Raw genomic sequence first — 22,457 nt, forward strand, 5'->3', positions numbered from 1 at the left:
AAATTTATTATGATACACAGTTATCGTACTGTTAACTTTATACGGAAAGCAAATATTGTACGAACCGTCAGTTAAATGAAATATGTTCATATTATGTCGGCCTGCCTCAAGTTTTCTCTTTATATGACAGCTGTCACTGTCCACCTGGGATGCGTTACTGTAAATTAGCGATAGTCCACAGATTCTTAAAGGATACAGACTGTAAAGGAGATTTATCTAATGAAAAAAATAGCTTGGATTACCGATACAGCCGCACAGCTGGATGAAGCATTCATCCAGGAATATAACGTCCACGTCCTGCCGCTCAGTGTTGTATTTGCCGACGGGACATACAGAGAATCCATCGATCTTACACAGAAAGAATTCTACGATAAATTGCGATCAGCTAAAGTCTCACCGAAAACGTCGCAGCCGGCAATCGGCGAGATGCTTGCTTTATATGAAAAGCTAGAGGCGGAAGGATATGATGCGGCGATTGCGCTTCATTTGTCCAAGGGACTTTCCGGTACATTCGAAAGCGCCCAGTCCGCTTCGAAAATGACAGGCTTAAAAGTTTACCCCATCGATTCAAAAATCGGTTCATTCCCGATGGTCAAGATGATCGAAGCCGGAAACGAGCTTTTGGAAAACGGCAAAGAAGTTGAAGAAGTGGTTGCGGCTCTTGAAGGGATGACAGCTAAAGCCCATTTATCGTTCATTCCGTCCAGCCTGAACCAATTGCATAAAAGCGGCCGTGTTTCCGGAACGCAGAATTTCCTGAGCCACCTATTGAATATTAAACTGGTCATCACTTTTGTGGATGGCATCACTGTGATGAAAGAGAAAGTCCGTTCCATCAAGCGGGCTAAAAATAATGTGACTGATGCGCTTCGCGCGGATATGGCGGCAGGCACCGTGACCGAAGTTGCAGCGATCCACTGCAATAACGCCGCTGACGCCGAAACTTGGAAGAAAGAAATTCTGGAGGAGTTCCCGGATTTGAAAGTCGAAGTGGTTCAGCTGAGTGTCTGCGTAGGGGTCCATGCGGGCGAAGGCACTACGGGTTTAAGTTGGCTGGCGAAATAAAATATATAGAGGCGATATGACAATTCTAAATTGTTGTATCGCTTTTTTTGTATCCCATGAAACGCACTGAGCGAATATTTCGTAAATAACTTGGTGATAAACGAATTTCAATGACGTAGTATAGAAACCATAAAAGAAATGAAAGTTGGGGCGGAAGGAGAATGACGTATGCGGTCATACTGGTTTTGGATTTTAATGCTCGGCACAGCCTGGACGCTGGGGCTGATTCAATTATCGATGGATGTCAGTGAAATGCCATTCCGTATTTTTGGCAGCGCCATTTTTTTCGGGCTGTTCTTCCTGATGCCATTGCTGAAAAGGATGCCGCTTTTAGCGTTGCTGAATTTAATGGGCATGGCTGCTTTGGCCATCTGGATTTTCTGGCCGGCACCGGGATCACCTATGAACCTTTATCCGCTGCTGATCTTTCCGATTATTGCAGGAAAAGCGGTGTACAGGCTGTCCGTGCAAGGCTCAGTCATCATAGGCATCGTTTTATTGGCTGGTGCTTTGCTCCATAGCTTGGCCGGAGATTCAGATATATCGCCAATTTTCATATTGCTCTATGCTTTATTGCTTGGCGCGGCATTATTGTTTTTCAGGAAAAGTTACATATTCGAAGACGGACTGCTGGAGCGGAACGAAGCGTTATTGAGTGAATACCGCAAGATGAAACGGCGTTTGCTGACGGATGAGCGGGCGGCGCGGCAGGAGGAACGGACGCAGATTGCCCGGGATATCCATGATTCGGTGGGCCATAAGCTGACGGCGCTGCTGATGCAGCTTGAAGTATTCCGGCTGCAGGCGGACGGTGATACCGCGGAAGGGCTGCAGGACCTGAAATCATTGGCGAAAGAAAGCCTGGAGGAAACGCGCAGCGCCGTGAAGACCCTGAAGCATGACGAAGCTGGGGGAGTCACGGCTATTATTGGCCTGATCCGGAAACTGGAGGCGGAAAGTTTTCTGCGCATCCAGTTTTCCGTGAAGCATGGTGCTTTGTCAGCACCTCTTGGCAACGAACAGATGGTGATTGTGTACCGGGCGGTGCAGGAAGCGCTGACGAATATCATGCGGCACAGTCCAGCGCGCGAAGCGGAGATCGTATTTGAAGCGCCAGGGGGCAGTATTTTCAGGTTTACGGTAAGCAATAAAACCGGAGAAACTTCACCGTTTCGTGAAGGTTTCGGCCTGTCGTCAATGCGGGAGCGGGTTGAGCAGTCAGGTGGTGCCTTTAAGGCGGGACCGGAAAATGGTTTATTCATCGTAAAAGGTTCCCTTCCTTTAATCGTTAAGGAGAGTGATTTGGAATGATTCGAGTGTTATTGGCCGAAGACCAGGCAATGGTGCGGCAAGGCTTGAAGATGATGATTGAAACAGATAAGGAAATTCAGGTGACGGGAGAAGCTGTAAACGGTAAAGAAGCGGTGGCGTTATGCGAAAGCCAGGCATTCGATCTGATTATTATGGATATCCGGATGCCGGTGATGGACGGTTTGGAAGCGACACGCATCATCCTGTCGCGGCGTCCGGAGAGCAAAGTGCTGATTTTGACCACTTTCAATGATGATGAATACGCATTGGAAGCGTTGAAAAGCGGGGCTTGTGGATATTTGTTAAAGGATGCCGATACGTCAGAGTTAATCCGTTCAATCCATAGCTGTATGGAAGGCGGTTTGGTGCTTGAAGATCAAGTGGCGGCCAATATCCTGCCGAAATTGATGAAAGGCGCAGTACAGGAAAAAGCGGATGCGTCTTTGACGCCAAGGGAATTGGACATCATTTACCGGATCGGTGAAGGGCGCAGCAATCGGGAAATTTCCGATGAATTGGCGCTGTCAGTCGGCACAGTAAAAAATCATATCAGCATCATACTCGATAAACTGGAGCTGCGGGACCGTACACAAATCGCAATTTACGCCATCCGCCATGGACTGGTTTGACTCGATATGACGGAAGTCATGTTTATCGATGAAAGTTATGACGCAAGGCAGTGGGTACACTGTCTTTTTTTACATACACTGAGCTTAATGGAACGCAGATTGAAAGGAGAAGGAGACCATGCTTGAAACAGAGGAACTAAAGAAAGTGTTCAAAGGCAAGACGGCAGTGGAAGGAGCCAGCCTTTATATCGACAAAGGCGAATCGGTTGGATTGCTCGGCCCGAACGGTGCCGGGAAATCGACCACGATTTCCATGATTTCGACTCTATTGAAACCTACTTCCGGAGATGTTCGGCTGAACGGTAAAAGCGTCATTAAAAATCCAAGTGACATGCGGCGTGTGCTGGGTGTCGTGCCGCAGGAAATTGCCTTGTATGCAGAGCTGTCGGCATATGAAAACCTGAAGTTCTTTGGCCGGATTTATGGTCTTACAGGAAAAGCGCTGGAAACGGCAATCCAACATTCATTGGAGCTGGTTGGTTTGGTGGAGCGCCAGAAAGAAATCGTCAAAACCTATTCCGGCGGCATGAAGCGGCGGGTCAATATTGCCGCCGCTATGATGCATGAACCTGAAGTGATCATCATGGATGAACCGACTGTCGGCATTGATCCGCAATCACGCAGCCATATCCTTGAAATGGTGCGCAAACTTAATAAAGAAAAGGGATTGACGGTGCTTTACACCAGCCATTACATGGAAGAAGTGGAACGTCTTTGTGACCGAGTCTATATCATGGACCACGGCAAAATCATCGCCAGCGGAACGAAAGACGAGCTGAAAAGCATCCTGTCGAGCGAGGAAACGGTCTGGATCGAGCTCGACCGTCCCTATCCGGCGTTTTTCAAAGAACTGCAATCAATTGAGTCGATCAAGCAGGCGATTGAAACGGAAAAAGGCATTAAGCTGATCCTTCCGAAAGGCAGCCGCGTACTGGGCAAAGTTTTTCAGGCGTCGGAACGTCATCATGTCCAGATCATCAACGTCAATGTTCAGACGCCAAGCCTTGAAGATGTATTTCTGCATTTGACCGGGCGGAAACTGAGAGATTAAGGAGGCAGGCTCCATGTTTGCATTTATGAAAAAAGATATGCTGATCTTAATTCGCGACCGCACGGAACTGGCGGTGCTATTGGCGATGCCGTTCATATTGATCGCGATTCTGGGCTTTGCACTGAGCGGATTGCTCAGCGGCAATTCGGAAGTGCTGTCGATGGACGTGGCCATAGTGCAGGAAGACGATGAGCAGCAAGGGCTGGACCGTTTTGCGGAAGAGTTGGGGAGTGCAGGAATCCCGGCAGAAGCCCAAGCCGGAATCATGGCGGCAGCTGAAGAAAGCAGCCCTTCTTCCATTCTTCAGGGAATTTTGACGGATGACAGTTTAAGCGGCTTGGTGACGGCCCAGGAAATGGACACGGCATCGGCAACTAAAGCGCTGGAAGAGGAAGAAGTGGTGGCCATCCTGACGATTCCTGAAAATTTCACATTCAAAGCTCTGCAGAAAATGATGTTGGACGCGGGGGACGGGGCGGAATTGCAATTGATGATTTCGGATCATGCGGCAACACAGTCAGAAGTTTTTCATGACATATTGGATGAATTCGTCTGGTCGCTGAATTTCGAAAGCGCCATTGCAAGAGCGGCGAATGGCGAAGGTGATCTGCCGGTAGCGGAGCAGACCCAGTTTGGCGGGGTGGAAAGTGTGTCAGCTGTGCAGCCGATCAGTTCGTTCCAGTATTACACAATCGGTATGGCGGTCATGTTTGCGTTATTTGTCGGTGCAACGATTTCGGGGATGGCCTATGTCGAGAAGCAGCAATTCGTCTTTAACCGCATTTTGCTGTCAGACCATCATCCGTTAGTCTATTTGGGCAGCAAAGCCATTTCAGCGGCAATCATAACGTTCCTGCAGTTCTGTATTCTATTCTTCTTATCGTCGCTGATTTTCGGTGCATTCGATCTGACGGAAGGGGCATTTTGGCCAGGGATGCTGCTCATTGCCTTCAGTCTGTCCATTTGCGTGGGCGCTGTAGCGGCATTTCTAACTGCATTGACGATGCGTTTTGATAATGACACGATCACTACGGTATTTTCTGGCGGAGTCGTGACGATTTTCGCATTTCTCGGCGGCAGTTTTACGCCGACCGAAGGGCTTCCGGTCTTCATACAGAAGCTCGGCAGCTGGACGCCGAACGGCGCAGCATTGAATGCCTTTCTATTGTGGGTTCAGAATTTGGAACTCGGCTTGCTGTGGGAACCACTGGGGCGGCTCTTGCTGATTACAATCCTGCTGCTCGCTTTAGGTCTGCTGCTGTTTCCGAGAAAGGGGGAGGCTTAGCATGAAATCTGTGTATTTATTGCAATGGCAAAGATTTCGCCGAGCTCCCATTATGGTTCTGTCATTCTTTGTGATGACCATTATCTTTGTAGGGGCGCTGGCAGGCAATAATCCGGCTGAACGGCCGGCAGTCATGGCTTATGCGGATGACTCTTTGGCGCAAAATGAAGCTGAGGACTGGGTCGCTTCGCTCAATGAAGCAGAAGAATTCCAATTTCAATTGATGGATGAAGACGCAGTGCGTGAAGCGGTTTCGAGCGGCGACACATCACTGGCAGTTCGTCTTTTGGAAGATGATTACCGGATTGTCCTTGCCGCAGACGATATGAGCCGCTTTGTCATCGAAGCCTTTCTCGACCGTAAATACCGGGAAGAGCTGCGACTGCAGCAACTCGAACAGCAACCAGGCGCGGACGACATCCGGTCAGAAGCGGCTGCAGAGATGGAAGAGCCTGCACTGCGGGTAACCACTTCCACTCTGGGTGGCATAGACGAGTTTAAATATGACAACCAATTGCAGCTTCTGTTCGGCATGACTTTGTTCTTTTCTGTGTATACGATTATGTTCAGTCTGATGAAAATCGTCGAAGAGAAGAAACAGGGTACGTGGAATCGGCTGATCTTGTCCCCGGTAGCTAAATGGGAAATTTATCTGGGGCATCTGGCATACAGCTTCACCATCGGTTATTTGCAGATCGTGATGATATTCCTGTTATTCCAATATGTCTTCAACTTCGATATCGGCGACCGCTTCGGTGCGATATTACTGATCATCGCCTGCTACACTTTCGCAATTGTGGCGCTCAGCATGCTCGTGATGAGCCTCGTCAGCCGGCCGCAGCAGCTGCAGGCAGTTGTGCCGATCATTGCAACGGGTATGGCGATGATCGGCGGTGCGTTCTGGCCGATTGAACTGGTCAGCAATCAATTATTGCTGGCAATTTCCAAAGTCCTGCCGATCACTTACGGTCTTGAGGCGTTGAAAGGCGTCGCAATCTATGACCGCAGCTGGCAGGAACTGAGCGAACCGATTTCGATTTTACTGCTGTTCGGCGTGGCCTGCATGGGAATCGGCATCAATTTGATGGAGCGGCGCACGTATTGATAAACCAGGAATAGGCAATCCATCCAGTCCGGACGGCGGCTGGATGGGTTGCCTTTTCATTTATTAAACAGCTCACTTTCCACAAACGCCTGATTCGTGTAAACTGTATAAGGTTAAGAATGACTGAAATGTAAATTGATTTTATTGAATGCAATTATAGATGCAAAAAGAGTCAGGAACGAAAGGATTGGAATGGAATTATGAAAGAGAATTTTTGGCAGGATCTGCCGCGGCCGTTTTTTGTATTGGCGCCGATGGAAGATGTGACGAATGTCGTTTTTCGCCATGTAGTGGCTGAAGCGGCTCGTCCGGATGTATTTTTCACGGAGTTTACGAATACGGAAAGCTATTGCCATCCGGAAGGGATCTTCAGCGTGCGCGGCCGATTGACGTTCACGGAAGATGAGCAGCCGATGGTCGCCCATATCTGGGGCAATAAACCCGAGCATTTCCGTGAAATGAGCATCGGCATGGCGAAGCAGGGCTTTAAAGGTGTCGACATCAATATGGGCTGCCCTGTGCCGAACGTTGCCGCTAAAGGAAAAGGCAGCGGCCTGATCAATTACCCGGACAACGCAGCCGAAATTATCCAGGCGGCGAAAGCTGGCGGATTGCCGGTCAGCGTCAAAACGCGTCTGGGCTATACGAGCGTGGACGAATGGAAAGGCTGGCTGACACATGTGCTTGAACAGGGCATCGCCAATCTGTCGATTCACTTGCGGACGAAAAAGGAAATGAGCGCAGTTCCCGCGCATTGGGAATTGATCCCTGAAATCAAGCAATTGCGTGATGAAATCGCGCCGGATACACTTATCACGATCAACGGCGATATCCCGGACCACAAAACGGGTATGGAGCTTGCTGAGAAATATGGCATCGACGGCGTCATGATCGGGCGTGGGATTTTCCACAATCCGTTCGCATTCGAAAAAGAGCCGAGAGAGCACAGCAGCGAGGAGTTATTCGATCTGCTGCGTCTGCATCTGGATCTTCATGACAAGTATTCCACGGATATCGAACCTATCGCGTTCAAGCCGCTGCGCCGCTTCTTTAAGATTTACGTTAAAGGTGTCCGCGGCGCCGGTGAATTGCGGAACGAATTGATGTACACCGAGACGACGGATGAAGTCCGTGAACTCCTCAATAAATTCGAAGCAATGTCTAAAGTGAAAAGTTGACCAAAAAACAGCGCATTCCCTGGAGTTCAGGAAATGCGCTGTTTTGGATTGATTCAGATTCGGCCGATCAGGTTCTCTATCAATGTTTCATTGAGCATATTCTTCTCGTTTGGCAATGGCAAAGCCCTTTTGCCGGTCTGTACGTCTTCAACAAATATAATCTCCCGGCGTACTGTATTTGAAAAGCAGATCATGTATTTTTTATCATTAAAATCAATAACACTGAAACGGGTTCGATCCGTAAGAAACCAATTTGGAGATATCACTTGATGGCCGCCTTTACTGAGGGATTTTTAAAATATTATGCCATGATATGGGAATGAAGTAAATATAAAAACTCCCGCGAATCGGGAGTCAGATCACTTTGCTTTGGTTGAGCTGAAGATCGATCACGACAGCTGCTTCTTCGATTGTGTTGTAACGTTCGACTACGGAAGTTTCAAGGAACGTCAATTCCAGTACCGTTGTGTTGGGAACGCAGCGGGCGATGATTAAATCCTTGTTTTCAAAAGTGAATGTCTGGGTGATGCGCACGTTATTGTATTGGCAAATCGTGCTGAGCAAGTCACTGATATGGTTTATTTTCAATAGGATTCTCCTCCCTTAAATGGAAAGTGACTAAAGAAAGTCTGTAGAATCCACGGTTTTTTATTACCCTATGGACCAACAGTAACACTATGAAGGGACAATGAACAGCAGGAACGGTTTTTATTGAAAACAGGGGCACGGGCAGAGATGGCCGGACCGTGCTATAATGAGGAACTTGGGAATATCACAGCAAGTGGATGCCTGGAAAATGGAATTACCAATAAATTATAGAGGTGTAATAGAATGAACAAAAGATGGACGATCGATAAAATAAGAGAGTTTACCGAAAAGAACTCAACCAGCACGTTATTGTCGAAGGAATATCACGGATTTTCGCAAAAGCTGTTGTTCAAATGTGAATGCGGCAATAATTTTGAAAAGACTTTTACGAAGTTCAACAAGAATAACCAACGCAAATGTGATGTATGCCAACCGCCGAAAGAGCCGCGCGGCGCATGATATTAAGGGGAAAGACGCTGATTTCCGTAAGTGGAGATCAGCGTTTTCTTTTAACTTAAAAAGATTGAATAATTAGATAATAATTGTTTACTTTAACTTGAGATGGGTGTAGAATATACGGAACAGGTGTTCTTATCGAGAGTGTTTGGCGTTCTTGTAATTTTTCGTTGACCGGACTCATTAGCCACGGATTATTCCTTAGTTTCAGAGGAAAGGGTGAGCAGAGTGAGAGGTGTAAGTTTGGAAGCGGCACCTGATTGGGCAATTGAAGCGAAAGGTCTTGTGAAGATTTTTGGCAAACATCGGGCCGTGGATGGCGTGGATTTGACCGTACGAAGAGGCACTGTATTCGGGTTTTTGGGACCGAACGGAGCTGGCAAAACGACAACAATCCGTTTACTTGCCACTTTACTGAAGCCTGACGGTGGATCGGCACGGATATTCGGCCATGATTTAAGCAAAGAAGGAGATGAAATCCGAAGCCGCATCAGTCTGACTGGCCAATATGCCTCCATTGATGAAGATTTGACCGGAATGGAGAATCTGGTCATGATGGGCAGGCTGATGGGGTACGGGCGAGCTGCCGCAAAGGCGAGGGCAGCAGAACTTTTAAAAGCATTCGGGCTGCAGGAAGCGGCGAAACGGCAAGTGAAGAATTACTCCGGTGGTATGCGTCGTCGCATCGATATCGCGGCCAGCATAGTTGTGACCCCTGAACTGCTGTTCCTGGACGAACCGACGGCGGGGCTGGATCCGAGAAGCCGGAACCAGGTATGGGATATTATTCGCGCACTGGTCGGAAGCGGCACGACGGTGCTGCTGACGACGCAGTATCTGGAAGAGGCAGACCAGCTGGCAGACCGCATTGCTGTCATCAACCAAGGCAAAATCATCGCCGAAGGAACAAGCAGTGAGCTGAAAGCTTCGGTCGGCACTGGCACGCTGAGCCTTCAACTGGTCAACGCGGAAGACCGTCCGCGTGCAGTGAATATCCTGGAAGATAAACTTTCCGCTGCTGTCCGCTTAATGCTTGATTCCACCTCATTGACGGCTCAGATCAACGATTCGTTTCTGGTCGCGGACGCTTTAAGTGAACTGGCGCGAAACAAAATTGCCGTAAGTGATTTTTCATTCGGACGGCCAAGCCTCGACGAAGTATTCCTGACATTAACCGGACATGAAGCCGCGCAAGAGGCACAATCCGAGGAGGGCGTATCATGACAGGTTATATCGAACAAAGAGAAAAAGAAGCAAATGAACTGCGGCTTAACGAATCGATCGCTTCAAGTGACAGGCCGAAACCGCCCAGTGCGGTGGCTTCGACAATGACATTCGCTACAAGGGCTCTGTTGCGCATTAAACATGTTCCTGAGCAGATGTTTGATGTGACGGTTTTCCCGGTCATTTTTTTATTGATGTTCACCTACCTGTTTGGCGGCGCCATCGCTGGGTCAACGGAAGAATATCTTCAATTCCTTTTGCCAGGGATTTTGGTGATGACTGTAGCTCAAATTACGATGTATACCGGAATTGACTTGAATAACGATATCCGTAAAGGAATATTTGACCGTTTCCGTACATTACCAATCTGGCTGCCGTCTGCATTGATCGGCTCGCTGCTGGTCGATGTGATCCGTTACTCGATGGCATCAGTGATTATGATCACGCTTGGTTTTGCGCTCGGTTTCCGTCCGGAAGGCGGTTTGATGGGTGTACTGGGTGCCATTGCGTTGATTTTGGTGTTCTCTTTCAGCCTGTCATGGATTTGGACAGTCTGCGGTTTGATCGTACGCTCGGAGAAAGCCTTGATGATGATCAGCTTCATGGTGCTGTTCCCACTGACATTCGTCAGTAACGTATTCGTCGATCCGCGGACTTTACCATCCTGGCTGGAGAGCTTTGTTGATGTCAATCCGATTTCGATTCTGGCTACGGCCGTGCGCGGCGCTATGCACGGAACGGTTACCACACAGCAAGTGATATGGGTGCTCATTGTTTCCGTCATCATGACGGCAATATTCGCACCGATTACCGTTTACTTGTACCGCAATAAAAAATGAGTTGAAGAAACGCTGATTCCCTTGTGGGGGATTGGCGTTTTGTATTATAAGCCCTGCCTCAGCTGAATATGCTATCATGATAGAAGATAAATTTGCTTAGGCTACAGGAGGTTTTACGATGGATAATAACGATATTCTGATCCGGCTGCGCTACGCGCTGGATATTAAAAATAATGATATGGTGGAGATTTTCAAACTGGGCGGCATCCAGCTGACGAAGGAAGATGTGCAGAAGGTGCTGACAAAGTCGCCGGAGCGTGATGAAGATGGAGACGACAGCATTTTCACCGAAAGCACGAACGAAGATCATATTCCTGTGGACAATGCGATGCTTGAGTCGTTCCTGAACGGCTTCATCATCCATAAACGTGGGCGCCAGGAAGGACAGACGGGCACACCGCCGCTGACAAACGAGCCATCGAAGAATCTGTTGCTGAAAAAAGTGAAGATCGCGTTGCAATTGACGAGCGAAGATATGATTGAGATTCTGAAACTTGCAGGCGTCACGGTTTCGAAAAGTGAACTGAGCGGAATCCTGCGTAAACAAGGACATAAAAACTACAGCCTCTGCGGCGACCGCTATGCACGTAATTTCTTAAAAGGACTTGCCATCAAATACAGAAAATAAGCTGAGTCAACCGCATCTTTTTGGTGCGGTTTTTGTTTTGGACTGATCAGCAAATTTATATGGAATAAAAGGCAATAATTTCTATGGGACGAGGATGTTTTTATTCGCGGGAATCGGTATGATTATGGAAATGATCCGATTTGGAAAAGGGGATGAAGAGGGATGGATTTTCTGCCGCCGACTTTGAAGAAGCTGAAGGCGTTTGATGAGTTATTACATAAGGAAGGCTTCTCGCTCGATGAAGGCATTGGGCTGCAGTGGGCGGACAGTTCGATCGCGTATGACCAGACGCCGTACGATGTGCTGCCGTTCATGAGTCCAGGGGTGGACGGAATTCATGTCGGGTTGCTGACGGATTTTGGCAAAGTGACCGATCTGGAAGAAGCGTTTGTCGTGTGTGTGCATCCGATGGAAGCACCGGATTCGCTCAAATTGCTGGCGCGCAACTCAAAGGAATTCGTCGACTTTCTTTACAGCGACCGGCATTTGATGATGCTGTATAATTTCATGATGATCGAATCGGCTGAGCAGTATCAGGCGATGGTGGATGAATCGGATAAAAATTATGAGGAATCTCCTGAGCTGGCGGAGGCGCGTAATCAGGTGCTGACAATGATGAAGGAATATATGGGCTGTGAGCGGATTGAAAATGTCTATGATTACGTTGAAGATGTAGCGGCGTCGCGTCGAAGGCAGATAGTGCTGCCTACCAACGACGGGATAGGTGTAGCTCTACTCAATAAAACCGATGCTGATTTACCGATTTATAAAGTTTCAGAAGATGATGATATTAACCTGGATGAAGCGAAGGCATTTTTCGCGTCGGCTCCTTTGGAAAGCAAATTGGCTTTTATTCGCGACGCGCAGTATGCGAATTTAATCGATAATCAAACACCATTGAAAGGGTTCATCATGTCAGAACTGAAGAAGATGGGGATGGACGGGGAAGTTGAGCGGCTGAAAAGTTTGGATTGGTAGAAATGTTGAAGTGGAATTGCTAATGGACAGTAAATGGCCTGTAACGGACAGTAATTCATCCATTACGGACAGTATTGTAGCTTTAATGGACAGTAAATCCATAAAATGGAAATAAATAAATCAAAAACTCTATTGAATATGTCTAAACTCGACTAAAAAGAATTCAAAATCAACCCGAACAAGCAATAACGACCGAAAATTCCATAATGACGACTAGTTTCCCTTAAAAACTTTAACTCTCCGGCCGACAGGTATACAATCGACACTAACTAATCCTGAAACTGGGAAGGAGAAGCCCAATGGAACAGAATCAGGCAACTTGCTGTTCAGCCAGTCGGCAAGATTTTGAGACAACTAAAAAATCGGATGAAATGGACGGATTCCCATCCATCCGCCAAAAGAAGAAGTTGCGCTTTCACGAAAAGATGGTGCGTATCGAAGGCGGCTCATTCTTAATGGGTACTGATGATGAAGACGGTTTTCCGGCTGATCACGAAGGGCCGGTAAGAGAAGAAAATGTAAAACCTTTTCTGCTGGACAGCCATACAGTGACCAACGAAGAGTTTGCGCAATTCGTGAAGGAAACAGGTTACATTACGGAGGCTGAACGATTCGGCTGGTCGTTCGTGTTTTATAAATTTATTGACCGGGACATTCAAGTGGAAGTGCAGCAAGTGGCGGCGACGCCGTGGTGGTTCGCGGTGGAGCAGGCGTATTGGCACCAGCCGGAAGGGCCGGATTCATCGATAGAAGACAGGATGGACCATCCGGTGATCCATGTGTCGTGGAACGATGCGCAGGCTTTCGCCAGCTGGGCAGGCAAGCGATTGCCGAGTGAAAGTGAATGGGAGTTTGCGGCGCGCGGCGGTCTGGTGCAGCAGAAATATCCGTGGGGCAATGAGCTGACGCCGAACGGGCAACATTATTGCAATATCTGGCAAGGTGCGTTTCCGAATACAAATACGATGGAAGATGGCTATATCGGAACGGCACCCGCTGTTTCATTTCCAAGGAATGGATTTGGACTCTATAATATGGCGGGCAACGTATGGGAATGGTGTTCGGATCCATTTGCACCGCAGAATGATAAAGAATCATCACAAGAAAATATCCACCGGGCCATGCGCGGCGGATCCTATTTATGCCATGAATCCTATTGCAACAGATACAGGGTGGCGGCGCGCACGTCGAATACAATGGACAGTTCGGCTGGCAATATCGGATTCAGGTGCGCAGCCGATATTGAAATGGAGGAATCGATTTAATGGAGAAAATGAATATTCTGATGGTCATTTCACATGATACGGGGCGCCATTTGGGGACATACGGACGAAAAGTCGAAACACCGGAACTGGATAAGATTGCGGAAGAAGGAGTCCGATTTGATAATTATTTTTGTTCGCAGCCCCAGTGCAGTCCCAGCCGCGGCAGCATTCTGACAGGAAAGTACGGCCATAATCACGGTCTGATGGGACTCACTCACCTGGGGCACACGATGAAAAGCGACGTTAAAACGATTCCATCCGAAATGAAAGGAGCGGGTTACGATACAGCGCTCTTCGGCTTTTTCCATGAATCGATCGATGGCGTCTATGAAGGGGAAAAGCTGGGCTACGACCACGTTGTAAAAGTGCCCGGCAACGCGGCGGAAAAAGTCACGGATCAGCTGGAAGCTTTTCTGAAGGAACGCACCGCTTCTCAAAATGACAAACCTTTTTATGCGTCAGTCGGATTTGAAGAAACGCATCGGCCGTTTGATGCTTTTGAGCCGGATCCGATTGATAGCGTTGAAGTGCCGCCGTATCTGCCGGATACAGAAAAAGTAAGAGAAGACATCGCCCGTTTTCAAGGGTCGGTCAAAGAACTCGACCGATCGGTGGGACGGATTAAAAGAGTGCTGGATGATACGGGACTTGCCGAAAACACGGTATTGATTTATACAACGGATCACGGCATCGCGTTTCCGCGGGCCAAAGGGACACTGACAGATGCCGGGCTGGAAACGGCTTTGCTCATACGGTTTCCAAAAGGGATGATGACAGAAGGGCGCAGGCAGGACGAATTGCTGTGCAATATCGATTTGATGCCGACGTTGCTTGAAATTGCTGGGGGCGAAGTGCCGGAAGGGATCGACGGCTACAGTTTCCTGCCTTTATTGAAAGAACGGGATTATACGGAGCGGGATCATTTTTTCTGTGAATTGACCTGGCACGACCGCTACCATCCGATGCGCGGCATACGGACGAAGGATTATAAATATATCCGGAATTTTGAAGACGGGCCGAAAGTTTATTTGCCATATGATTTGTATACCAGTCTTTCAGGCGAAGAAGTGCGCGAGGAATATTCCGTTCCAAATGTGAAAGAAGAATTATATGACTTGAAAAAAGATCCGTTGGAACAACAGAATTTAGCCGAAGATCCTGAACATGTGAATGTGCTGCAGGAATTACGGGAACAGGTCGACAAGTGGATGGCGGAGACGGAAGATCCGCTGCTGAAAGGTCCGGTTCCCGGGACGGAAGCGGACGAATGGACACAAGATCGTGACAAATAACAGGAAGAGTTGCCGGTTGAAATGGGCAACTCTTTTTCAATTTTTCCCAGCAGGTAAAAAGAAGTATCCATTGACTATTAAAAAAGAAGGATTTATACTAAATGAAAACGCTTACTATACAGAAAATACTAAATACATAGTTGATTCAACTGACAAGAGAGATGGTATGGTTTACAGACAATTAAAACGGTCCAGCAAAACCTCGACAGCCCATCTCTCTTTTTTAGGACAAAACTAAAACGTTTTCGGAAATCTGGACAACACCGGCAAAGGAGGTGGCTGTGGTGATGGATTATTCAATTGGCAAAGACAAATATGAAAATTGGATATTAGGCGATCAGGATTTTTCCGCTTTTCATCTTGGAAAGACCGAAACGGTGATGTTATTAGGGAACGGTTATATGGGGCTGCGCTCGGCGGCCGAAGAACCTTATTTAAATGAAAAGAGGAACCTTTTCATCAATGGGACATTCAATAAGGCGGACCAAAATGAAGTGACGGAATTGCCGAATGTGGCAGATGCCACCCGCCTTGACATTCTGATTGACGGCGAGCGTTTCAGTCTTGAGTTTGGCGAAACCGGGGATTACAGCAAACAGCTGAATTTGAAAGACGCGGAACTTACCCGCTCTTTTGTCTGGACATCGCCGCAAGGCAAAAAGCTTCAATTTCATTTCAGCCGTTTTGTATCATTAGCGCATCCTCATTTGATTGGCATGAAAATGGAAATTCAAAGCCTGTCGGGTGCTGTCGAAGTTTCGATTGAAAGCGGCCTTAGCGCGCAAGTGACAAATTCCGGCGTCCAGCATTTTCTGGAAGGGGACCGGAAGATTTCGGAAGGACGTTTTATCCAGCTTGTCCAGACGACCACTCAATCCGGTATTGATTTTGTCCACAACACTGTACATACATTAAAGCTTAATGATGAAGAAATAACTGCGGAAGCGGATAAATACATGGAACGCCGAAAAGTGTGGATGTCCTATAAGTGCAAAGTTGAGCAAGGTGACAGGTTTGACCTGGAAAAGCTGACAACTGTGCATACAAGCCGAGATAAAGAAAGGGATCACGAGCAGTACAGTCTGGCCGAAATGCAGAAACAGTCTATGGGTGAACTAAAGGATTTCGATAAAGAAGGATTCGAACGGTTGAGGGACTCACACCGCCTTGCCTGGCAGGAAAACGTATGGAATGCCTATGAATTTGAAGTCGAGAGTGAAAATCCGGACGACCAGCTGGCAATCCGTTTTTCGCTGTATCATTTGACCGCGATGGCTCCGGCGCATGATGACCGAATGGGGATCGGTGCGAAGGCGTTGAGTGGTGAAGCGTATAAAGGGCATTCATTCTGGGACACTGAAATCTTTATCCTGCCTTTTTTCATTTATTCGAATCCTGACACAGCGCGGTCTTTGCTGCAATACCGCTATCACGGAATGGCCGGTGCCCGGCAAAAAGCGGAGCAATTTGGCTATGCTGGAGCGATGTTCCCCTGGGAAATGGCGTGGCCGACGGATGGCGAAGTGACTCCGGAATGGGGCGATATCGATATTGTCACCGGAGAACGGACGAAAATCTGGTCGGGGTTGATTGAACACCACCTTTCGGCTGACATCGCTTTTGCGGTGTATCAATATGTGAACGTCACCGGTGACGAAGAATTCCTGGAACTCTGCGGTTACGAGATGGTTTTTGATACAGCCCGATTCTGGTCAAGCCGTTTCGAATGGAATGAAGAGGAGCAGCGGTTTGAAATTACGGATGTCATCGGTCCGGATGAATATAAAGAACATGTCAGCAATAACACATTCACGAATTACCTGGCTTATTTTAATCTGATGCTTGCGATGCGTTACGCGGAAAAACTGGCGAAGGAAAATCCGGCACTTTGGAAATCGCTTGTCGGGGAAGGGGATCATGCCAATTGGCAGTCGAAGGCGGAGCAGCTGTTTTTGCCGGAACCGCGTTCAGAGGATTTGGTACTGCCGCAAGATGACACCTATCTCGAATTGCCGGAAATCAAACTGGATAAGTATAAGACGCAAACGAAAGCCAGGACGATCTACCGCGACTATAACCCGGAGCAGATCAATGGCATCCAGGTGACGAAGCAAGCCGATATTGTGCTGTTGTTTTTCCTGATGGAGCAGACGTTCCTGAAAGACGATCCGCGTTTTTCGCGGAAGGCAAAGAAAGAGAACTTCATTTATTACGAAGCGCGCACGCTGCATGATTCTTCTCTCAGCCTCTCGACGCACGCGATTGCAGCAAGTCAAATCGGTGAACAGGAGCTTGCCTATTCTTTATTTCGGAAAACATGTGAAATCGATATGGGGCCGAATATGCATTCCTCTGACGACGGAATTCATGCAGCGGCGATTGCGGGGATTTGGAAAGCTGCCGTGTTCGGTTTCGCAGGGGTAAGGCAGGCAGATGGCAGTCTGCAGATCAATCCGCGGATGCCGAAAGAATGGCGGCACATGCGGTTTTCGATTTTTTGGCAAGGTGAATTGCTGCAATTGGATATAACAGAAAAACGGCTGAAAATCAGGTCGGACTCTCAACGAGAGATCCAATTTGAAACAAATGGTGTCGTTTATACTTTCGAGGATTCGATTGAAGTCCAGCTTAAACATTGAAGAGTCAGCGCTTGATGAAACTGGTAGTCACAAAATGAGCTGATCATTTTGTTCGCTATATAATTCCAAAATTTGAAGGGGGCACCAACAATGGCGTTTAATAAGAAATTTGTTACAGGCATGACATTTGCCGCGACAATCTCGCTCTTGGCTGCATGTGGCGGCGGCGGAGATGAAGGCGGTTCGGAAGGCGGGTCAGGAGAAGAATCGGAAGGCATCACTATTTTCCAGACTAAGGTGGAAATTTCTGATCAATTGGAAGCTGCTGCCGAGGCTTATACGGAAGAGACGGGAGTTCCCGTGGAAGTAATTGGGACGACCGGTGACGATTATGCCCAGCAATTGCAGATTCGCTTGAACAATGGAACAGGTCCATCCATTATGAGTGTTCAAAACGCAGAGGTTGCGGAACGCTTAGAATCGTATTTATATGATTTGAGCGGCGAGGATTTTGTCAGCAATCTCGCTCCGGACATGGGATTGATGCTGGATGACAAATTGGTTGGAATCCCTTACAGCGTGGAAGGATTCGGCATTGTCTACAATACAGAAATGGTCGACCCGGCGGATATTGCCGATTATGATTCATTTGTCAGTACATTGGAAGATTTTAACGCAGAAGGCATCAACGGATTTGGCCTTTCTTCTGAAGCCTACTTCCTGATTGGGCATATCAGCAACTATCCATTCTCACTGCAGGAGGAACCGGTTGAATTCATGGAGCAATTAACGAACGGTGAAGTGACTTTGACGGAAACAGAGGAATTTTTGAGATTCGGTGAATTTATGGAAGCAATCAGAGCCAACACACCGACGCCGTTGAATACGACTTATGATACGCAAGTCGGTGATTTCGCGGCTGGCCAGACTGCCATGATCCATCAGGGAAACTGGGCGGCAGGCATGCTTGAAGACTTTGAAGTGGATTTTGAGTACGCAATGGCACCATTCCCGCTTGAAGGCAATGACAAATTGGCGGTTGGCGTAGGCAGCAACTGGGCAGTCAACGCAGAGAAAGATCAAGAAGAAATTGATGCAGCAATCGAATTCCTGGACTGGCTACACAACAGCGAAACCGGCCAGCGGTTCATTGTAGAGGAATTCGGTTTTATTCCGGCGATGACTAATATCGAAGCCGGCGATCTGGATCCGTTATCGCAAGCTGTACTGGAAGCGTCAAACAGTGGGGAAACAATTCCATGGGCGCATAATTACTATCCTGCGAACGTGGTTCCGAATGACTTTACGCCAGTAGCCGAAAGTTTCTTCGTTAATGAAGACATGACCGGCGAAGAACTGGTTGAAAATCTGCAGGCCGCATGGGAAAACGCGGCCCAATAAGAATGGCCAGGAATAGAGGGGACACGCCTGCAACGGCGTGTTCTGCTTTTTCTGGGTACGCGAAAAATCAGCAATGTCATGAAAGTGGGGATGAGCGTGGCGAACAGGAAAAAAGTCGGCTGGTATCTAATCTTTACAGTGCCGTTATTACTCATTTTTACTCTTATAGTACTTGTTCCATTTGTTATCGGAATCTATTACGCGTTTTTCCAATGGGATGGCATCGGAGCCAATCCGATGGTATTCAATGGACTCGATAATTTTGTCAGGCTTATGGAAGATGAACGGTTTCTCCGTTCGGCCTGGCTTACCGTATTGTTCACCGTTCTGTCGGTGATCACGGTCAATGCGGCCGGTCTGGCGTTTGCGCTATTGGTGACGTCCAAGCTGAAGCTGGCGAACTTGGCAAGAACGATGCTGTTCATGCCGTATTTAATTGGCGGACTGATACTCGGCTATATTTGGCAATTCGTCTTTCTGGATGTTTTCACTTTGATCGGCGACGTAACAGGTCTCGAGTCGATTTTCTTTAACTGGCTGAACAATGAAGATTTTGCGTTATTCGCTTTGGTATTTGTCTTTACCTGGCAGATGGCGGGCTATGTGATGATTGTTTATATTGCAGGGATACAAGGGATTCCTGGGGAAGTGATCGAAGCTGCGAGAATCGATGGCGCCAGCGGATGGCAGCGTTTTTTGCGGATCACAGTGCCGCTGCTCATGCCAGCGTTCACCATCAGTCTATTCCTTACCTTGTCATACGGCTTTAAAATATACGACGTTAACTTGTCGCTGACAGGCGGCGGACCGGCAAATGCCACGGAACTGTTTGCGATGAATATCTACAATGAAATCTTCGGTTACGGCAATTATGGTTACGGGCAGGCGAAAGCGATCGTTTTCTTTGTCATCATCGCAGCCATTACATTGACGCAAGTTTACATCACCAAGAAGAAGGAGGTTGAAATGTGATGAAGGCCATAGGAAACTGGTCGAAAGAAATCCTGCTCATTCTGATGGCGCTTGTATTTCTTTCTCCCATCTATATCATCTTTATCAACTCCTTCAAAAACCGGCGCGAGCTGTATGAAAACACTTTGGCGTTTCCGGAGGAATTCGGGCTCCAATATTACACCGCCGCTATGGAACGGATGGATTTTTTCAATGCTTTTGCGAACTCGATTTATGTGACGGTGGTGTCTGTGATATTCATCGTGATTCTATCTTCGATGACCGCCTGGATGCTTGCGCGGTCGGACAATTGGGTCAGTACCGTCATCTTCATGACCTTGATCGCGACGATGCTGATTCCGTTCCAGACGATCATGATGCCGTTGATGCAATTGGTTACCGGAATTTCCAGAACGACAGGTATCCCTTTGTATAATACGCTCAGTGGATTGATTTTCATGAATATCGGTTTTCACGCTGCTCTTTCCGTCTTTCTGTATCACGGATTCATCAAATCCATTCCGATATCGCTTGAAGAAGCAGCTACGATTGACGGTGCATCGAAGTTCGGTGTGTTCTGGCGGGTTGTCTTCCCGATATTGACACCGATTACTGCCACAGTGATGATTTTGAATGTCATCCTGATCTGGAATGATTTCCTGTTGCCGTCACTTACATTAATCGATAAAGAGCTGCGGACGATTCCGCTGTCGGTATTCTATTTCTTCGGTGAATTCACCATCGAATGGAATCTGGCGATGGCAGGGCTGACGTTAACGATCATACCCGTTGTCATCTTTTATGTGCTCGCACAGAAATACATCATCAAAGGAATCGGTGAAGGGGCTGTCAAATAAGCTCTTTTCGACTGGAGGGATATCATGGTTGAATTTAAAGGGCTCGCCGGTGTTTTTTATGGAATGAGCGAATGGGTCATGCGATTTTCAGGCGTCAATTTGCTGTGGTTTATGCTGTCCCTGCCGTTCTTCATCCTTTTTGTGACAGTTGAAATGAGCAGCGCCGCCGGACTGGTCTTTTTCGGACTAGCGGGATGGCTCTTCGCATCGTTCCTGTTTTTCCCTGCTACAGCAGCGGTCTTTTCGATAACAAGGGACTGGATTGTGGAAGAAGACTACTCTTCGATCATGAAGAAATATTTTACTCATTTAAAGGCGGATTATCGGGAAAATGCGAAGATGGGAGCGATTTTTGCAGCGGTATGGCTCGTTTGGTATTACGCCTACTTCTATTTATATACGGAACAGAGCAGTGCGGCATTAATGTTTCTGGTGATTGGAATCGCCTTGTACATCTATACAGTCAATTTCCTGCTGATCAGCTCCCATTACAGGATGAATGCCGCAGCGAAAATGAAAAACGCGTTTTTTCTGTCGGCCGGCAGACCGCTGACAGGTCTTTTCATCGCCGCGGTCAGCGCTGTGCTGATATGGCTCAGCACCACCCAGCTGCAGCTGCTGTTTCCACTTCTGACATGCTCGTTGACAGCCTTCCTGTCATTTTCCGCATTCTATAGAACGACACAAAAAATTACAGAAAAAGCGGTGTCCGATGATGCCGGCTGATGATCAATGGAGGAAGTGGATTAAGAATGGCGACAATAAAGGAAGTTGCGAAAAAAGCGAATGTTTCCGTCAGTGTTGTTTCAAAATCATTCAATAATTATAAGGATGTAAAAGAAGAAACAAGACAGCGGATATTTGCCGTTGCGAAGGAACTGAATTATACACCGAATATCAACGCGAAAAATCTGAGTTCCAAAAAGCAGATGACCATCGGTTTGATTTCTTCAGGGGTCCTCAACGACAACGTCAAGGACAGCAACGCGTTCGATATCTTCAAAGGCGTTTACCGGGCGGTTGCCGACAGCCGATTCGACCTGTCCATCAATCTGATCGACTCGAAGCGGCAGAAACAGCAGAGTTATGTCCAATATTGCCGCGAACGGAATATTGGCGGGGCGATTCTGCAAGGGATCCGGACGGATGACCCTTATTACAAAGAGCTGATCGACACCAGCCTGCCCTGTGTCGTCCTCGATATCATGAACGAAAGCGGGAACGGGATGATTGGCAGCGTCTCAATCGACAACGCCAAAGCGGCTGAAGAGATTATGGCCTATCTCCTTGAGCGGAATCACCGCGATATTGTAATTATGGCGGGGACTTCCGAGACTTATGTCAATAAAGAACGGATAAAAGGCGTGGAAGAAGCTTTGCGTTCCCGCGATTTGAAGTTGACTGATTTGCCTGTTCTGGAAGCGGATTTTTCAGAAGAACGCGCTTATCTCCTCGCGAAAAAACATTTACAAAAGGAGCGGCCGACAGCCTTTCTGTGCTTTAGTGACCTGATGGCGATCGGGGTGATGAAAGCGGTGAAAGAAACGGGATTGAAGGTTCCAGAGGATATTTCCATAACAGGATTTGATGATTTGATCTTCTGCAGTTATACGGAACCTGCCCTGACAACGATCCGCCAGGATTTTATTGAAATTGGAAAAAGTGCAGCAGTGCTGCTCCAGGCAATAAAGGAAAACAAAGCCGCGAATCATCATGTCTGGATTGAACATCAGCTGATGGAGCGGGGCAGTGTAAAAACGCTGTCAGGGTAATTA

General features: G+C 47.7%; 23 protein-coding genes. 21 read left to right on the top strand and 2 right to left on the bottom strand.

Annotated features, from left to right (window positions below; translation table 11 throughout):
- Positions 1–219: 219 nt before the first annotated feature.
- The 7 genes from D2910_RS08005 to D2910_RS08035 all read left to right on the top strand — a co-directional run bounded on the left by D2910_RS08005 (position 220) and on the right by D2910_RS08035 (position 7,624).
- Positions 220–1,065: a DegV family protein gene (locus D2910_RS08005; RefSeq protein ID WP_117313100.1), complete on the top strand. Its 846-nt coding sequence runs from the start codon at positions 220–222 to the stop codon at positions 1,063–1,065.
- Positions 1,066–1,233: 168 nt separating this feature from the next.
- Complete coding sequence (locus tag D2910_RS08010; RefSeq protein ID WP_117313101.1) at positions 1,234–2,376, top strand: sensor histidine kinase; 1,143 nt, start codon at positions 1,234–1,236, stop codon at positions 2,374–2,376.
- Positions 2,373–3,005 carry a response regulator gene (locus tag D2910_RS08015; protein ID WP_117313102.1) on the top strand — a complete coding sequence of 211 codons (633 nt, stop codon included), beginning with the start codon at positions 2,373–2,375 and terminating at the stop codon, positions 3,003–3,005. The genes D2910_RS08010 and D2910_RS08015 overlap by 4 nt, the downstream gene beginning before the upstream one ends.
- A 118-nt stretch (positions 3,006–3,123) precedes the next feature.
- Positions 3,124–4,056 carry an ABC transporter ATP-binding protein gene (locus D2910_RS08020; RefSeq protein WP_084242982.1) on the top strand — a complete coding sequence of 311 codons (933 nt, stop codon included), beginning with the start codon at positions 3,124–3,126 and terminating at the stop codon, positions 4,054–4,056.
- A gap of 13 nt (positions 4,057–4,069) precedes the next feature.
- Complete coding sequence (locus tag D2910_RS08025) at positions 4,070–5,341, top strand: ABC transporter permease (RefSeq protein WP_117313103.1); 1,272 nt, start codon at positions 4,070–4,072, stop codon at positions 5,339–5,341.
- Position 5,342: 1 nt separating this feature from the next.
- The gene (locus D2910_RS08030; RefSeq protein ID WP_117313104.1) at positions 5,343–6,446 is read left to right on the top strand and encodes an ABC transporter permease; all 1,104 of its coding nucleotides are present in this window, start codon (positions 5,343–5,345) and stop codon (positions 6,444–6,446) included.
- 200 nt (positions 6,447–6,646) lie between these two features.
- Positions 6,647–7,624 (top strand): tRNA dihydrouridine synthase, encoded by a 978-nt coding sequence (locus D2910_RS08035; RefSeq protein WP_117313105.1) that lies wholly within the window; start codon positions 6,647–6,649, stop codon positions 7,622–7,624.
- Positions 7,625–7,677: 53 nt separating this feature from the next.
- On the opposite strand, the gene D2910_RS08040 is transcribed toward D2910_RS08035, so the two are convergent.
- Both D2910_RS08040 and D2910_RS08045 read right to left on the bottom strand, forming a co-directional pair.
- Positions 7,678–7,890, bottom strand: a complete 213-nt coding sequence (locus D2910_RS08040) for a hypothetical protein (RefSeq protein ID WP_084242978.1) — start codon at positions 7,888–7,890, stop codon at positions 7,678–7,680.
- A gap of 88 nt (positions 7,891–7,978) precedes the next feature.
- Positions 7,979–8,212, bottom strand: a complete 234-nt coding sequence (locus tag D2910_RS08045) for a hypothetical protein (protein WP_084242977.1) — start codon at positions 8,210–8,212, stop codon at positions 7,979–7,981.
- A 243-nt stretch (positions 8,213–8,455) separates the two neighbouring features.
- Here D2910_RS08045 and D2910_RS08050 point away from each other — a divergent pair, with 243 nt between their 5' ends.
- The 14 genes from D2910_RS08050 to D2910_RS08115 all read left to right on the top strand — a co-directional run bounded on the left by D2910_RS08050 (position 8,456) and on the right by D2910_RS08115 (position 22,454).
- Entirely contained in the window at positions 8,456–8,671 is a 216-nt protein-coding gene (locus tag D2910_RS08050) for a hypothetical protein (protein WP_112223318.1), read from the top strand.
- 225 nt (positions 8,672–8,896) lie between these two features.
- Positions 8,897–9,892, top strand: a complete 996-nt coding sequence (locus D2910_RS08055) for an ATP-binding cassette domain-containing protein (RefSeq protein ID WP_117313106.1) — start codon at positions 8,897–8,899, stop codon at positions 9,890–9,892.
- Positions 9,889–10,731: an ABC transporter permease gene (locus tag D2910_RS08060; RefSeq protein WP_117313107.1), complete on the top strand. Its 843-nt coding sequence runs from the start codon at positions 9,889–9,891 to the stop codon at positions 10,729–10,731. The genes D2910_RS08055 and D2910_RS08060 overlap by 4 nt, the downstream gene beginning before the upstream one ends.
- Positions 10,732–10,849: 118 nt before the next feature.
- Complete coding sequence (locus D2910_RS08065) at positions 10,850–11,359, top strand: YehS family protein (protein WP_117313108.1); 510 nt, start codon at positions 10,850–10,852, stop codon at positions 11,357–11,359.
- Positions 11,360–11,521: 162 nt separating this feature from the next.
- Positions 11,522–12,337 carry a hypothetical protein gene (locus tag D2910_RS08070; RefSeq protein ID WP_117313109.1) on the top strand — a complete coding sequence of 272 codons (816 nt, stop codon included), beginning with the start codon at positions 11,522–11,524 and terminating at the stop codon, positions 12,335–12,337.
- Positions 12,338–12,636: 299 nt separating this feature from the next.
- Positions 12,637–13,602: a formylglycine-generating enzyme family protein gene (locus D2910_RS08075; RefSeq protein WP_117313110.1), complete on the top strand. Its 966-nt coding sequence runs from the start codon at positions 12,637–12,639 to the stop codon at positions 13,600–13,602.
- Positions 13,602–14,894, top strand: coding sequence for a sulfatase family protein (locus tag D2910_RS08080; RefSeq protein ID WP_117313111.1), 1,293 nt, complete (start codon positions 13,602–13,604; stop codon positions 14,892–14,894). Before D2910_RS08075 ends, D2910_RS08080 begins: the two co-directional genes overlap by 1 nt.
- Positions 14,895–14,910: 16 nt before the next feature.
- Positions 14,911–15,132, top strand: coding sequence for a hypothetical protein (locus D2910_RS08085; protein WP_084242969.1), 222 nt, complete (start codon positions 14,911–14,913; stop codon positions 15,130–15,132).
- Positions 15,133–15,181: 49 nt separating this feature from the next.
- Complete coding sequence (locus D2910_RS08090) at positions 15,182–17,533, top strand: glycoside hydrolase family 65 protein (protein WP_240633582.1); 2,352 nt, start codon at positions 15,182–15,184, stop codon at positions 17,531–17,533.
- A 90-nt stretch (positions 17,534–17,623) separates the two neighbouring features.
- Positions 17,624–18,874, top strand: coding sequence for an ABC transporter substrate-binding protein (locus tag D2910_RS08095; protein WP_084242967.1), 1,251 nt, complete (start codon positions 17,624–17,626; stop codon positions 18,872–18,874).
- Positions 18,875–18,964: 90 nt separating this feature from the next.
- A complete protein-coding gene (locus D2910_RS08100; RefSeq protein ID WP_084243020.1) occupies positions 18,965–19,846 on the top strand; it encodes a carbohydrate ABC transporter permease in 882 nt (293 codons plus the stop codon).
- Complete coding sequence (locus D2910_RS08105) at positions 19,846–20,682, top strand: carbohydrate ABC transporter permease (RefSeq protein ID WP_117313113.1); 837 nt, start codon at positions 19,846–19,848, stop codon at positions 20,680–20,682. Before D2910_RS08100 ends, D2910_RS08105 begins: the two co-directional genes overlap by 1 nt.
- Positions 20,683–20,706: 24 nt before the next feature.
- Positions 20,707–21,408, top strand: a complete 702-nt coding sequence (locus D2910_RS08110) for a YesL family protein (protein WP_117313114.1) — start codon at positions 20,707–20,709, stop codon at positions 21,406–21,408.
- Between the two features lie 26 nt (positions 21,409–21,434).
- Positions 21,435–22,454 (top strand): LacI family DNA-binding transcriptional regulator, encoded by a 1,020-nt coding sequence (locus D2910_RS08115; protein ID WP_117313115.1) that lies wholly within the window; start codon positions 21,435–21,437, stop codon positions 22,452–22,454.
- Positions 22,455–22,457: the final 3 nt, after the last annotated feature.

The sequence above is a fragment of the Planomicrobium okeanokoites genome (genome assembly GCF_003428875.1).
GTDB lineage: Bacteria > Bacillota > Bacilli > Bacillales_A > Planococcaceae > Planococcus > Planococcus okeanokoites.

What these genes read in the sequence shown, in the direction of transcription:
- D2910_RS08025 (WP_117313103.1), top strand. Translation starts at nt 4,070, where the DNA reads ATGTTTGCATTTATGAAAAAAGATATGCTGATCTTAATTCGCGACCGC.
- D2910_RS08115 (WP_117313115.1), top strand. Translation starts at nt 21,435, where the DNA reads ATGGCGACAATAAAGGAAGTTGCGAAAAAAGCGAATGTTTCCGTCAGT.
- D2910_RS08035 (WP_117313105.1), top strand. Translation starts at nt 6,647, where the DNA reads ATGAAAGAGAATTTTTGGCAGGATCTGCCGCGGCCGTTTTTTGTATTG.
- D2910_RS08080 (WP_117313111.1), top strand. Translation starts at nt 13,602, where the DNA reads ATGGAGAAAATGAATATTCTGATGGTCATTTCACATGATACGGGGCGC.
- D2910_RS08075 (WP_117313110.1), top strand. Translation starts at nt 12,637, where the DNA reads ATGGAACAGAATCAGGCAACTTGCTGTTCAGCCAGTCGGCAAGATTTT.
- D2910_RS08005 (WP_117313100.1), top strand. Translation starts at nt 220, where the DNA reads ATGAAAAAAATAGCTTGGATTACCGATACAGCCGCACAGCTGGATGAA.
- D2910_RS08015 (WP_117313102.1), top strand. Translation starts at nt 2,373, where the DNA reads ATGATTCGAGTGTTATTGGCCGAAGACCAGGCAATGGTGCGGCAAGGC.
- D2910_RS08105 (WP_117313113.1), top strand. Translation starts at nt 19,846, where the DNA reads ATGAAGGCCATAGGAAACTGGTCGAAAGAAATCCTGCTCATTCTGATG.
- D2910_RS08095 (WP_084242967.1), top strand. Translation starts at nt 17,624, where the DNA reads ATGGCGTTTAATAAGAAATTTGTTACAGGCATGACATTTGCCGCGACA.
- D2910_RS08065 (WP_117313108.1), top strand. Translation starts at nt 10,850, where the DNA reads ATGGATAATAACGATATTCTGATCCGGCTGCGCTACGCGCTGGATATT.
- D2910_RS08050 (WP_112223318.1), top strand. Translation starts at nt 8,456, where the DNA reads ATGAACAAAAGATGGACGATCGATAAAATAAGAGAGTTTACCGAAAAG.
- D2910_RS08020 (WP_084242982.1), top strand. Translation starts at nt 3,124, where the DNA reads ATGCTTGAAACAGAGGAACTAAAGAAAGTGTTCAAAGGCAAGACGGCA.
- D2910_RS08010 (WP_117313101.1), top strand. Translation starts at nt 1,234, where the DNA reads ATGCGGTCATACTGGTTTTGGATTTTAATGCTCGGCACAGCCTGGACG.
- D2910_RS08070 (WP_117313109.1), top strand. Translation starts at nt 11,522, where the DNA reads ATGGATTTTCTGCCGCCGACTTTGAAGAAGCTGAAGGCGTTTGATGAG.
- D2910_RS08060 (WP_117313107.1), top strand. Translation starts at nt 9,889, where the DNA reads ATGACAGGTTATATCGAACAAAGAGAAAAAGAAGCAAATGAACTGCGG.
- D2910_RS08110 (WP_117313114.1), top strand. Translation starts at nt 20,707, where the DNA reads ATGGTTGAATTTAAAGGGCTCGCCGGTGTTTTTTATGGAATGAGCGAA.
- D2910_RS08100 (WP_084243020.1), top strand. Translation starts at nt 18,965, where the DNA reads ATGAGCGTGGCGAACAGGAAAAAAGTCGGCTGGTATCTAATCTTTACA.
- D2910_RS08030 (WP_117313104.1), top strand. Translation starts at nt 5,343, where the DNA reads ATGAAATCTGTGTATTTATTGCAATGGCAAAGATTTCGCCGAGCTCCC.
- D2910_RS08090 (WP_240633582.1), top strand. Translation starts at nt 15,182, where the DNA reads ATGGATTATTCAATTGGCAAAGACAAATATGAAAATTGGATATTAGGC.